The organism is Sphingomonas ginsenosidimutans (assembly GCF_002374835.1).
Taxonomy (GTDB): Bacteria; Pseudomonadota; Alphaproteobacteria; order Sphingomonadales; family Sphingomonadaceae; genus Sphingomonas; species Sphingomonas ginsenosidimutans.
Genome location: NZ_NWVD01000011.1, coordinates 1 through 12,660 on the forward strand (window position 1 = coordinate 1; position 12,660 = coordinate 12,660).

9 protein-coding genes and 2 pseudogenes are annotated in these 12,660 nt (G+C 67.4%); 3 read left to right on the forward strand and 8 right to left on the reverse strand.

Going from position 1 to position 12,660, the window contains the following annotated elements; all coding sequences use genetic code 11:
- Positions 1 to 74, forward strand: a 74-nt coding sequence (locus COA17_RS20185; RefSeq protein ID WP_217991017.1) for an ATP-binding protein, incomplete at its 5' end; no start/stop codon positions are given.
- A 53-nt stretch (positions 75 to 127) separates the two neighbouring features.
- On the opposite strand, the pseudogene COA17_RS16335 reads toward COA17_RS20185, so the two are convergent.
- The 6 genes and pseudogenes from COA17_RS16335 to COA17_RS16355 form a co-directional block, all read right to left on the reverse strand.
- Positions 128 to 775 (reverse strand): annotated as a pseudogene (locus tag COA17_RS16335) (IS5 family transposase).
- Between the two features lie 209 nt (positions 776 to 984).
- Positions 985 to 1,123: pseudogene (locus COA17_RS20160) on the reverse strand (transposase); the annotation flags it as partial.
- A 123-nt stretch (positions 1,124 to 1,246) separates the two neighbouring features.
- Positions 1,247 to 2,488: a DUF2254 domain-containing protein gene (locus COA17_RS16340; protein ID WP_342746898.1), complete on the reverse strand. Its 1,242-nt coding sequence runs from the start codon at positions 2,486 to 2,488 to the stop codon at positions 1,247 to 1,249.
- 61 nt (positions 2,489 to 2,549) lie between these two features.
- On the reverse strand, positions 2,550 to 3,749 hold the full coding sequence (locus COA17_RS16345; RefSeq protein WP_096613827.1) for a cation:proton antiporter: 1,200 nt from the start codon (positions 3,747 to 3,749) through the stop codon (positions 2,550 to 2,552).
- 25 nt (positions 3,750 to 3,774) lie between these two features.
- Entirely contained in the window at positions 3,775 to 5,334 is a 1,560-nt protein-coding gene (locus tag COA17_RS16350) for a DUF389 domain-containing protein (protein WP_096613829.1), read from the reverse strand.
- Positions 5,331 to 6,380, reverse strand: a complete 1,050-nt coding sequence (locus tag COA17_RS16355; protein WP_096613831.1) for a potassium channel family protein — start codon at positions 6,378 to 6,380, stop codon at positions 5,331 to 5,333. The genes COA17_RS16350 and COA17_RS16355 overlap by 4 nt, the downstream gene beginning before the upstream one ends.
- A gap of 173 nt (positions 6,381 to 6,553) precedes the next feature.
- Here COA17_RS16355 and COA17_RS16360 point away from each other — a divergent pair, with 173 nt between their 5' ends.
- A complete protein-coding gene (locus COA17_RS16360) occupies positions 6,554 to 8,545 on the forward strand; it encodes a BCCT family transporter (protein ID WP_331710180.1) in 1,992 nt (663 codons plus the stop codon).
- Between the two features lie 218 nt (positions 8,546 to 8,763).
- Here the strand turns inward: COA17_RS16360 and COA17_RS16365 are convergent, their stop codons facing one another.
- Together COA17_RS16365 and COA17_RS16370 are read right to left on the reverse strand one after the other, a co-directional pair.
- Positions 8,764 to 10,107: a carbohydrate porin gene (locus tag COA17_RS16365; RefSeq protein WP_096613833.1), complete on the reverse strand. Its 1,344-nt coding sequence runs from the start codon at positions 10,105 to 10,107 to the stop codon at positions 8,764 to 8,766.
- Positions 10,108 to 10,132: 25 nt separating this feature from the next.
- Positions 10,133 to 11,788 carry an NRAMP family divalent metal transporter gene (locus tag COA17_RS16370; RefSeq protein WP_096613835.1) on the reverse strand — a complete coding sequence of 552 codons (1,656 nt, stop codon included), beginning with the start codon at positions 11,786 to 11,788 and terminating at the stop codon, positions 10,133 to 10,135.
- Between the two features lie 480 nt (positions 11,789 to 12,268).
- Between COA17_RS16370 and COA17_RS16375 the strand changes: the two genes are divergently transcribed.
- Positions 12,269 to 12,547 (forward strand): metal/formaldehyde-sensitive transcriptional repressor, encoded by a 279-nt coding sequence (locus tag COA17_RS16375; protein WP_096613837.1) that lies wholly within the window; start codon positions 12,269 to 12,271, stop codon positions 12,545 to 12,547.
- Positions 12,548 to 12,660: the final 113 nt, after the last annotated feature.

A 12,660-nucleotide genomic window follows, 5' to 3' on the forward strand; every position in this document is an offset into this window, starting at 1 on the left:
TCGACCGCATTACCCACCACTGCGACATCGTCGAGACCGGCAACGACAGCTGGCGATTCAAGCACCGCAGCTGACGCGCGGGACCACCGGCAGAAGATGCTTCGCGCTGGTTGCGCCTCCGGTCGGGCTACGCCCGCCCTACGCCGCAACCAGCGCGAACGGCACGCCCGCCATACCCGTCACACCGCTCGACAAACGGGGTCCCTTTTGGACGCCGATAGGGGGTCCTTTTTGGACGCCGATTGACACGTGTGGCGACCCGGCGCCAATCCTTTAGGCAGCCGAACATGATCTCGATGCGGCTGCGACGCCGGTAGCGGCGCTTATCGCCTTACCTGGCCTGCGGTCATGAAGAAGCTTAATGGACGGCCGTTCGCGTCGGCGACGGCATGGAGCTTGGTGTTCATGCCGCCTTTGGCGCGGCCGATCAGGCGCCCGAGATCCCCTTTTTTACCCGCAGGCTCGATGCCGTGCGGTGCGCCTTGAGGTAAGTCGCGTCGATCATCACGGTCCTGGGTTCGGCATCCACCGCAGCCAGCCCTTCCATCATCCGCGTGAACACGCCCGCTTCGCCCCAGCGCTTCCGCCGGTTGTACAGCGTCTTGTGCGGACCATAGTCCTTGGGCGCATCCCGCCAACGCAGCCCGTTGCGGTTGACGAACACGATGGCGCTCAGCACTCGGCGGTCATCGACCCGAAGCTTGCCATGGCTCTTGGGAAAGAACGGACGCAGGCGGACCATCTGCTCGTCCGTCAGCCAAAACGGCTCGCTCATGCTAATCCCTTTGCCGAGCCTGAATCAGATCGCAACGCTCATATCGATGGATCCCGACCCCAGGATGTCGCGCTCGATCCGTGCCCGGTCCAGCTCACGCCGCAGCCGCGCAATTTCAGACGCCTGATCCGCCGGCTAGGCCATCGTCGATACTTGCGGCTTTGCCGCCGGGCTTGCCGGCAGAGTGCCGATCTCCTGCCATTTGAGCTGCCAGCGACGCGGCATTGTCGGCATGATTCCCAACTCGGCTGCCACCTCGGTCTGCAGCCGGCCGCTGGTTTCTCACAGGGCCACCGCGTCGTGCTTGAACTCGTCCGTGAAACGACGCTTCGTCGTCCTCGCCGTCATACACCTCCTGGCTCCGCAGAGCCTATCATGGGTGTCCGCTGAACCGAGGGAAGATCATCGCACGACCGTAGAAATCCTGCATAGACTGCGATCGGGCGGGGACCGCTCGAACGGGCGGCATCCTTACCTTTGGCTGAAATAGGAGGCATATGTTCGTTCGATGGCCGCCTGGTCTGCTTCGCTCGTCAGTGCCGTCTTCGCGCGTTCCGCCGCATCCTGCGCCGCGCGTCGGATGAGGGTACGCGCGCCTTCGGCATGTATAGCCAGTGAGCCTAGGGCCTTTTGCAGCCTTATGCCCACCTCGACGAGGGCGGCACCGTCGCGCCCGATCGGGCGGCACCAATCGTCGAGCAGATCGGCCAGATGGACGGGCGGCACGTGCACCCGGTGAGGCAGCGCCGCCACGTCAGCCTGATGATCGACGATCCGCCGCAGCACGCGGGCGCCGGCCTCGATTACCGCGATCGCGGTCCCTGGATCGTTGACCGCCGGCGACAGCGCGCGCGACGCGATTTCGGAAAGCACGATCAGGCCGAACCGCGGATCATGATCGAAGACCCGGTGATGGGATAGCGTGAACGCCTCCCTAATGCTGGCGATACGGTCATCCTCGCATGCACGGGATACAAGCGCCAGCGGGCGTTCCGGCTCGACCAGCTTTCCGGGTAGTGCGAGAATGTGGATATCGGCATCTACCGCCTCGGCGATCTGCCCCAGCACCGCGATATCGACATGGGTAACCCGGGCGACCGTTTCGGGAAAAATCGCGACCATCCCGCGAAGGGCCGAACGGTCAGCTTGCACCTCCAGAGCCACCGGCATGGCGAGCGTGTCGACCGCAGCCATCGCCGCCCGCTCGACCCGGTCGATCGTATCCGAGACGCGGCCGAAGCGCGCGATATGCTCGATCCAGCGCAGCAGGGTGAAGACGATGAACAGGATGACGACGATCGTGCCGAGGAACAGGATCACGCGCCCCGTTTCGCCGTACAACCCGGTCGACAGCGCGATGATGCCGACGATCGCGAACAGGAAGCTGCCGAGGAACGTCGCCAGTGTATTCTGTGCGGTGCTGTCGTCGATCAGCAGTTGCACGGCACGCGGCGTGATCGTGCTGGTCGCACCCGAATAGGCGGACACCATCGCGGTCAGCGAGAAGGTCGTGACCGCCAGCATGCTCGACGCCAGGATGGTCAGGATATTGTCGACCGACTGCGAACCGATCTTCGCGGCGAAGTCGTACGATATCGTATGCCCCAGCAAGGCGCCCGCCAGCGCGAGCGCGCCACCGAAGGCGCACACCAACGCCGCCCTGAACCACATCCTGCGCGTGAGCAGGCGGATCAGCCATTGCCATCGCGTCATGGCATTCCCCTTCCGCTGCGTTCAAGCCGCGGCGCCCCTGGGCGGTTCCCCGCCGCGCTGCTCAATGCTCGGCGTCGGGCGATCCGGTCAGGCGCCAGCGGCGCAGCAGCCACGGCATCGTCAGTCCCTGCGCGAAGATCGAGAAGGCAACCACGCCGAAGGTGACGACGATGATCTGCCCGCGTTCTGCGACGCCGGCGGGAACCGCCAGCGCCAGCGCCAGCCCGACCGCCCCGCGCAAGCCACCCCAGACGAGCACGTGCTGATAGGTGGCGGGCAATCGCCGCCGGGACCGCGCAAAGGGCAACGCCAGCGGATACACCGCCGCCGCGCGACCGATCAGCGTCAGCACGATGGCGATGCCCAGCGGTACCGACACCAGTGCGATCGGCTGGTGCGCTTCATGGCTGCCGATCAGCAGGAACAGGCACGAATTGGCGAGAAAGGCGGCATAGGCCCAGAAATCCTGGACATGCTGCCGGCCGGCGACCGAGATCGATCCGCGCGGGCCGAGGTTGCCGACGATCAGCCCCGCCGCCAGCGCCGCGAACACACCCGAGGCATGGACATGCTCGGCAAGCAGGAACGATCCCCAGGCGACGACGGTGGTCAGCGTCACCTCGACCAGATGGTCCGTCGTCCGGCCGGCGACGGTCAGCACGACGAAGCCGATCGCGGCGCCGATGGCGAGGCCGCCCGCCACGGTCCACAGCAAGGCGAGCGCCGCGCCCGATGCGGTCAGTGCCTCGCCATTGGCAACGCCGACGAGGATCGCGAAACCCACCGCAGCGACCCCGTCGTTGAGCAGGCTTTCGGATTCGACGACCATGCTCAGTCGCGGTTCGGCCCTCATCTCCTTGAACGCCGCGATGACCGACACTGGATCGGTCGCGGCGATCAGCACGCCGAAGAAGGCAGCACCCAGCACGCTCCAGCCGAGCAGCAGGTGCATGCCGCCAGCGACAACGGCGGCGCTGATCGCCACGCCCAGGAAGGCGAGCACGATCGTGATCGGCATCTCCGTCCGAAAGCGCGACCAGCGCAGCTGCATTGCCGCTTCGAAGATCAGCGGCGGCAGGAAGAAGTTGAAGATGAGCTCGCGCGACAGCGGCAGGTCGGCACCGACCGGAAAATAGGCAAGGCCGATACCCGCCAGCACCAGGCCCGCGGTATAGGGCAGGCCGATCCGCCGCGACACCATCGCCACCAGCGAGGCGACGATCAGCATCGTCCCCAGTTGGGTCGGTCCGATCTCTGCCATCAATACTCCCTGGATCGTCGGGCGATCATGGTGCGGCCGTCGCGGCGGCCGTCAGCGCGAAGCGCCTGCCCGCGGCCGGCGCAGGCGTTGCAGCGATGCCCTGCTGGCGCAGCGCGGCCGCGATCGCCAGTGCACGACGGGCGCCGAGATCGGGGTTGGCGGGCGACTGGCCCTCGGGCAAGCCCGGCACCGCCAGCGCCGACAGGTTCCAGCGCTTTGCCGCCCAAACGGAGGTCGCGATGGCGTCGCCGGCGCCGGCATCGAGCGCGTCGGAACCGTCGGCAAACACGATGTCAGGCAACGGCCCCTGCGGCGGGACGATCGCCACATCCCAATCCTCGCTCTGCTGCGCCGCGCGCCGCTCCAGCGCGCGATAGGTCGCAACGGTCGCGCCGGGCAGCGCGGCGGCGGCGGCGATGGCGCGATGGTGGTCGCGGTCGATCGTCACCGCCTCGGGCGCGACGCCGGTGATCAGCGCGATGGCATTGGCCAGGTCGGTGACGTGTTGCGCGGCGGTGTTGGTGGCTTCTCCGGCCTGGCGCAGCTCTTCGCGCTGGGCGGCGAGCGCGTCGGCCCCCGCGCCGAGCAGGATCTGATCGAGGTTCAGCCGCACCGGCCGGGCCAGCTGTCGTGACAGTGCGGCCTGGATCGCGCTCGTCTTCTGCATCGAACGGCGCGGCGTGATGACGACCGCACGCACGACGATCGGCCGCGCGGTGAAATCGATGTCGAGCTGCGTCACGCGCGCTTCGGCACCGAACCGGTCCGACAGCAGCGACCGCGTCTGCGCGGTGGCCAGCGCTTCCCGTCCGATCCGGTTGAGCGAAATGCCGAGCGGAACGGCCATGACGACGAACACCAGGGTCAGCACGCCTGTCTGCGCCCAGCTCTGCCGTCGCGACAGATGATGACCGAAGCCGTAGAAGCGCGCCATCACCGTGGCCGACAGGGCGATGGTGATGAAGTTGGTGGCGAACAGCGCAAAGGCGCCCATGCCGACCGGGGCGTTGCGGGTGGCGATGCCGTATCCCACCACGGCAAGCGGCGGCATCAGCGCGGTCGCGATGGCTACGCCGACGATTGTGTCGCCGCGCCCGCGGATGATCGCGAAGGTCCCCGCCAGCGCCGCGAATAGCGCAACCGCCAGGTCGAACAGATTGGGCCGCGTCCGCGCGACGATCTCCGCAGTCGGCGCCTGCAACGGCGAGACGAGCACCAGCAGCGCGGTGAAGGCGATCGCCGCGACCGCCCCGATCAGCAGCGCCTTCAGCGATCGCCGCAGTTCGCGAAAGTCAAAGAGCGCCAGGCTGAACCCGAAGCCGAGTATCGGGTTCATCAGCGGCGAAATTAGCATCGCGCCGATCACCACCGCCGGCGACGACAGCAGCAGCCCGAGCACCGCAATCCCCGCCGACATCATCGTCATGAACGCGAAGCGCGGGCTCCATCCGCTTTCCTCGATGACGCGCGCCAGCACCGCCTCGTGATCGACACGGCCGACGACCGACAGCCGCCACCATCGATACAGCGCGATACGGCTGAGGCGTCCGGCGGGTTCGGGGCGATCCCCCGTGGCGACATTCATGGCAAACGCTCCGTGGGGACGATCTCGACGATCCGGTCGCCGGTCTCCAGCCGCCGTGCCCCGGCTTCCCAGAAGCCGATCGCGGCGCCGCGGCGATGCAGCCGGACGCCGAGGCCGGTGTTGAGAGCGGACAGCGGCTGGCCCACCTCCGCCGGCGTGACATCGCGTTCGTGCAGCGCGACGCGGCCGACGTGCGCGGCAAGATCGGCGATGTAATCGGCCAGATGCTCACCATGGGTGGAGCCGGCGAGCAGCAGTCCGGCGAAGCTTGCCGGGTTGATGACCGTCGTCGCCCCCGCCTGTCGGGCGAGCGGTTCGTTGTCCTCCGATCGGATCACGACGCTCAGCGGCACGCCGGGCGCCAGGCCGCGCGCCGTCAGCACGATAAGGATCGAGGTGTCGTCGCGCCCCGCCGACACGATCACCGCCTTGGCGCGGGCGACCTGCACCGCATCCAGCGTCGCATTGCGGCTGGCGTCGCCCTGCAGGACGTTGACGCCCAGCCGCTCGGCCAGTTCGACCGCAGCGGCGCGTTCGTCGATGACGACGATGGTCGCGGGGTCGGCACCGCGCCGGATCAGTTCGGCGACCGCCTCGCTGCCCGACGTGCCGAAGCCGGTGACGATCGTATGGCCGCGGAGGCGTTGCTGGATCATGCGCATCCGCCATCCGTCCCATACCCGTCGCAGAAGAAAGTCATAGGCGGTTCCCAGAAAGATCAGCCACACGAACAGCCGGATCGGCGTGACGACGAACGTATCGAACAGCCGGGCCTGCTCCGTCACCGGCACGATATCGCCGTAACCCACCGTCGTGATCGTGATCATCGTGAAATAGAGGACGTCGGCGAAGCTGATGTGGCCGTCGATATTGTCACGCAGCCCGCCACGGTCGAACCAGTGACCCGCAAGTGCGATGCCGATCAGGGCAAGGACCAGGCCGACCCGCCACAGGAGCGAGAGCCAGACCGGCGTACCTCGGCGCCGCCGCAAGGCGCCGGTGACAGAGGTTTTGCCACGCGCCGCGCGGCGGTCGCGCCGGATCATGCCGTACCCGTGCGCAGGGTCGCGCGGTGGTGCCGGTCCGTGGCGGTGGACAGGGCAGCCGCGGGACGGCGCGCGTAATCGGTCATGGCTGCCCTCCGTCCCGGTCATCGGCACTGGCGGCCCGACCAGCGCAACTTGCCTGCGCTCCCCACGGCGGGAAGGAAGCGCACCCGGTGACGGCTATTGCAGCCACCGCCCGACAGGACAAGGGAGGCGCCGCATTCGCCAGCGCCGCCGATATCGGCTATCGCGCGGCCATGCCCACACATGACATCAATCCCCGCGTCTTCTGGGGGGCCTCGGCGATCATCGCCGCATTACTGCTGACCACCATCGCGATGCCGGGCAGCGCCGATCACGCTTTCAAGACGGCGCAGGCGTGGACGATCGACACGTTCGGCTGGTTCTACATCGCGGCGGTCGCGGTGTTCCTGGTCGTCGTGCTGGTGCTCGGCTTCGGGCCGGCGGGCAAGCTCAAGCTGGGGCCGGACGATGCCGAGCCGGACTTTCCCTATCTGTCGTGGCTGGCGATGCTGTTCGCGGCGGGCATGGGGATCGGCCTGATGTATTTCGCGGTCGCCGAACCGATCCAGCATTACATCTCGCCGCCCGAGGCAAAGAGCGGCACGATCGATGCCGCGCGCGAGGCGATGGCGATCACCTTCCACCATTATGGCGTCCATGCCTGGGCCATTTATGCGCTGGTCGGCCTCAGCCTTGCCTATTTCACCTATCGCAAGGATCTGCCGTTGACGCTGCGGTCGGGGCTGTCGCCGTTGCTCGGCAAGCGGATCGACGGGCCGATCGGCGATGCGATCGACATCTTCGCTGTCTGCGGCACGGTGTTCGGCGTCGCCACGTCGCTGGGGTTCGGCGTGTCGCAAATGACGGCGGGCCTTGCCTATAACTACGGTGCGCCCGACGGTACGACGACCAAGATCGTCGTGATCGTGCTGGTGATGGGGGCGGCGACGCTGTCCGTGCTGAGCGGCGCCGATCGCGGCATCCGCCGCCTGTCGGAACTGAACCTGACGGTCGCCGTGCTGCTGATGCTGTTCGTGCTGGCGTTGGGGCCGACGCTGTTCCTGCTGCGCGCGCTGGTGCAGAATTTCGGCCTGTACCTCGACCATTTCGTCATGCGGACCTTCACGCTGTATGCCTACGAGCCGCGCGCTTGGATGGCCGACTGGACTCTGTTCTACTGGGCGTGGTGGATCGCCTGGTCGCCGTTCGTCGGCATGTTCATCGCGCGCATTTCGCGCGGGCGGACGATTCGCGAATTCGTGACCGGCGTGCTGTTCGTGCCGACCGCCTTCACCTTCCTTTGGATGACGGTGTTCGGCAACACAGCGATTTCGCTCGACCTTGGGCCGGCGGCCGGCGGCATCGCGGATGCGGTGCAGGCGAACCTGTCGACCGCGCTGTTCAAGTTCCTGGAATATCTGCCCGCAGCCGGCGTCACCTCAACCCTGGCGATCATGCTGGTCGCCGTGTTCTTCGTCACATCCGCGGATTCCGGCGCGCTGGTTATCGATACGCTTGCATCGGGCGGGGCGGAGGATACGCCGCGCTGGCAGCGGATTTACTGGTGCGTGCTGCTCGGCGTGACGGCGACGCTCCTGCTGCTCACCGGCGGCCTGGGGGCGTTGCAGGCAGCGACGTTGATCGCGGCGCTGCCGTTCTGTTTCATCATGCTGATGCTGGCATTGGGTCTGGTGCGACAGACCAACGCCGATCTGGCCGGGGTGACGCTGTCCAACGAAGCGCCGGCGATCGGCGAGCGACTGAAGCGCCTTATCGTGCCAGCGCGCAGGGTGGACATCGTGCGGCAGATCGAACGGACCGGCGCACCGGCGCTGCGCTCCGTGTACGAAGGCCTGCAACAACAAGGCTGGGGGGAAAGCCGCCTCGAGATCACCGAGGACAGCGCGGCTTTACTTCTCGACGCGGAGGAAGGACGCACCTTTATCTATCGCCTCGAGCCGCGCGCGCGGCCGCTCGCTGCCTATACCGCGCTGGAAGCGTCGGAGGCACGGCGCAGCAAGGCATGGTTCCTCGCCGCGCAGACGCATCATGATATCCGGTCCCGCGACCTGACTGGTTTCACCGTCGAGCAGATCGCTGGTGACGTGCTGACCCAGCTCGAACGATGGCGGCTGGCGTGAGCCGACATCCGTGATGAGAGCCGGTCACAGGCCCCTGCCCCTGTCGGCCGCACCTGCGCGCCTCTCATGACCGTGCGTTGGCCGTGTCATCGGGACGGCCGGCCGAAAGCCGCGATGCGACGTGCGGGAGCGATCGATCCACGACGCAGGAATACGTGCTTTCCCGGTTGGAACCCCGCCACCAGCAGGGACCACCAGCGGACCTGCCGCCCGGCCCGTCAAAACGCCCCGTGCAGGCGCACCGCGAATATATCGGCCGGGCCGCGGTCGCGGTTGTAGCCGGGGTTGGCAATATGCTGACAATCTAGCGAAATCTCGACCCCGCGGGTCGCGACCAGCTTGTAATATGCCTCGCCGATATATTCCGGGCTGGGATGCGGCAGCCTCCCGTCTCCGACCAAAACGCCGAGGCCGCCGGCGTCGAGATAGCGTTGATGCACGCGGCTGATACCGTTGACGACGATCACTGCGCCCGCCGTGTCGCTCAACCGGCCCCACCCTGCCCCGTTCAGCGCGAGGCCGAGCTGGGCAGTGCGATCAATGTCGGTAAAGTCATAGGGTTCGACCTGACCGTCGGCGATCCCGGCCCGCCCGAACACACCCAGGGTGTCGGTCAGCGCCTGCTCGGCGTTGATACTGATCCCGGCCCGCGCGCGGCGACGGCGGACCAGTGCCATATCGACGCCAGCTCCGGTCCGGGCGGCAGCCGCCAGCGCATCGTCGAAGCGGCCGAAGCGCCCGCGGTTCCGGAACAGCGTCACCCGGACCGCGCCGGGCCGTCCCGCAAGCATCTGACGGTGCTCGATTTCCGCGTCCAGCTGATATTGGCGGAACGCCGTCTCCAGCGTTTCGCCGTTCGGCACCTTCGAAAGGTTGAACGCGCCGAGCCGTAGCGTCCATGCGCCGCGATACGCTTCGGCGGCAATCCCGGTGGTATAGCCCCAGGCATCGGCGGCATAATCGAACGTGCCCGCATCGACCGCCGACCAATTGAGGAAATCGCCCCGCGGATCATGCGCATAGCTGTTGGTGTCGAACACATCGCCGACGCCGATCTTGCCCGCGGTCAGCACGAGGCGGTCGCTCGCGCGCGATCCGGCAGCCGCGCCGCCCAGCGCGATGGTCTGGCGGAGATACAGCCGCTGGAGCCGCAGATACGGACGCCGACGGCCGACCTTGTACGCCTCCGCGCTCGGGAAGCCGGCGACGCCCAGCGTGTTCGACAGGCCGAAGCCCTGGTCGATCTCCGGACTTACCCACAATTCGCTCCCGGCCCATGGCCGCACCCCGGCAAAGAGCGTGACGTCGACCGTCTCCCTCGCCTGTCGCGGCGTCAGGCTGTTCGCGCCGGCATAGGGGGACGCGAAGCCCGGCGTGCCTTGCAGGACGAACGTCGCCTGCCCGCGGATCGCGATCCGCTCGCCCTCCGGTATCCCGTCGGCCGGGGTCGCAGGCGCCACCACGGCGGGCGGGCTACCCTGAACGGACTGGGCGCGGGCGGGGGCGTGGAGTGTCAGGCCGGCGAGCGCACAAGCGCCTGCCGTCGCGAGAAGCCGGGTCATGGACTATCCCCTTGAACGGTGACGGTTACAGCCGCTGCGTCAGTGCCAGATGGATGATGCGGACGAGGACGAGGCCGCCCGCCACGACGAGGTAGAGCCGAAGGATGCCAAGCCACAGCCGCTCACCGCGTCCCAGCATCGCCGGCGCAAGCGCGTGGAGCGGCGGCATCCGCCACTCGGCCTTGCGGGTGCGATCGATGGCCTCCCCACCAGTGCCGACGAAAAGGCGCAGCGCGAACCAGCCGATCAGCGCCGCCGACGATCCGCCCCCCAGGATCGACAGCATCGTGACGGCGCTCAGATCGGGGAACAGCACGGAGGCCGTCAGCACCACCGACAGCAGGACCAGCACCGTGATCACCGCGCCGGTGAAAAGGTTGAGCCAGCGCCCGTTGCGCCATGGCCCCAGCACCGCTTCGTCGTTGCAGAGCAGCAGCAAGAACACGGTCGCGCTGGGTAGCAGGACCCCGGCGAGCGACTGTACCGCATTGGTCAGCAGGCCCAGCGGCGTGCCCGGGATCAGCACCAGCGCCGCAGCGATCGCAATCAGGCCAGCGAACACGAGGTAAAAGGCGATCGACTCCCGGGGCGAACGATGCAGCGAGTGCCGGATGCCAAAGGTATCGCCGATCGCATAAGCGGTGCTGAGCGAGACGGCCGCCGCACCGATGATGGACGCGTCGATCAGCGCGATGGCGAAGAGGATACCCATCAGGCGCCCCGAATGCGCCGCGATGCCGCGCGCGACGGCCCCGGCATCGGTAAACTGGCCGATGCCCCCGGTGCCGGCAAACGCGGCGGCGGTGAACGCCATCATCGCCACCGCGCCGACGATGACGACCGCGATGCCGATCCACAGGTCGACCCGGCTATAGGCCATGAAGTGCGGACCGATGCGCTTGTCGATCAGGTAGCTTTGCTGGAAAAACAGCTGCCAGGGCGCCACGGTGGTGCCGACGATCGCGATGATGAGCAGCATCACGTCCGCCAGATGGCCGCGCGCCGGCAGTCCGGGGACGACGAAATCGTGGACGAGCCTGCTTGCCGGCGGGTGGACGGTGACGGCGATCGGGATCAGCAGCAGCGAGCCGAACACCAGCACCATCATGAAACGCTCGAACCGCCGGAAGCTGCCGGTGCTGGCCGCCGCGACGATCAGCGGCGCGGCGACGAGCACCCCCGCGACGCGGGGAACGCCGAGATAGTCGAGGCCGAGCGTGATGCCGATGAACTCGGTAACGATCGTCAGCGCATTGAGCAGGAACAGGTCGATGACGCTGAAGGCACCCCAGAACGTGCCGAAGCGCTGGAAGATCAGCCGGGCATGGCCGACGCCCGTCACCGCGCCGAGCCGCAGCACCATCTCCTGATTCACATACAGGACCGGTACCAGCAGCAACAACGTCCAGAGCAGCGACGTGCCGTAATTCTGCCCGGCCTGCGTATAGGTGCCGAACGCACCCGCATCATTGTCGCCGACCATGACGATCAGGCCGGGTCCCACGATCGCGGCCAGCGTCACGAGCCGCCGCCGCCACCCGCGCCGTGCGCCGGTGTCGGCTTCGGCAATGGTGCCGAAGGCGCCGATGATATCGCCCTTGTGGGCGTCGTCCAGATGGGCGGTCGCGCGCATATCGCGCGCACCGCCCGGGCCGGTGATGGCCGGGTTGTGCATGTTCATGGCACGAACTCCGCGTGCGTCGGTCGGATCGGGTGCGGGGCAGATCAGGCGGCTGGCGAAGCCGCCCCGGTTCGCCGCTTCCTGTCGTCGCCGGCAAGCACGGGGCGCCATGCGGCAAGGCGGACGCGCCGGCTCAACGGCTCGGCGCGACGATGGTCGGCGTGTCGCTCGACACGCGGTATATCCAGGGTCATGTCACGACATCCTCGGTTCCGGTTTGTTCCGGTCCGGGAAATCGTCGCCACCGTATCAGACGGTGGCCGCGCCCTCCGCGACCGGTTCATATCCGGCGATGCCGATCAGCGGAGCAACGCTCCTACTGTCGCCCTCGCCGGACATGGGGGTAGATCGGGTGTTCATCGTCGTCCTTGTCAGTGGGCACGCAGCCGCGCGCACCGTCATCGAGTCGCGAACCTCCGCGCCCGATGGACGCCACATACCTATCCCGGGTATAGGATCAAGCCGTAATACGGAGCAGGCATGAGCCACGTCGAAAAAGAGAAGAAGAAGCTGCTGAATCGCCTCAGGCGCATGCGCGGACAGATCGAGGCGATCGAGCGGGCAGTCGAAGAGGACAGCGAGTGTGCGCGCGTGCTGCAACAGGCGACGGCGTGCCGCGGGGCGCTCGATGGGTTCATCGCCGAGGTGATCGAAGACCACATCCGCGAGCATCTGGTCGATCCCGCATCGCCAGCGGACAGCCCCCAGCGCGCCGCTGCCGAAGAACTGGTCGAGATCGTGCATGCGTATCTGACCTGAGGCGCGCGCCACGGACCGGAACCCCGCCGGAAAGCGGTCGTTCGGCGCCGACAGTCCGATCGTCACCCGCCCCCCTTGCCGCCGCCGCCTTCGCGATGGCATGCGCCTCTACC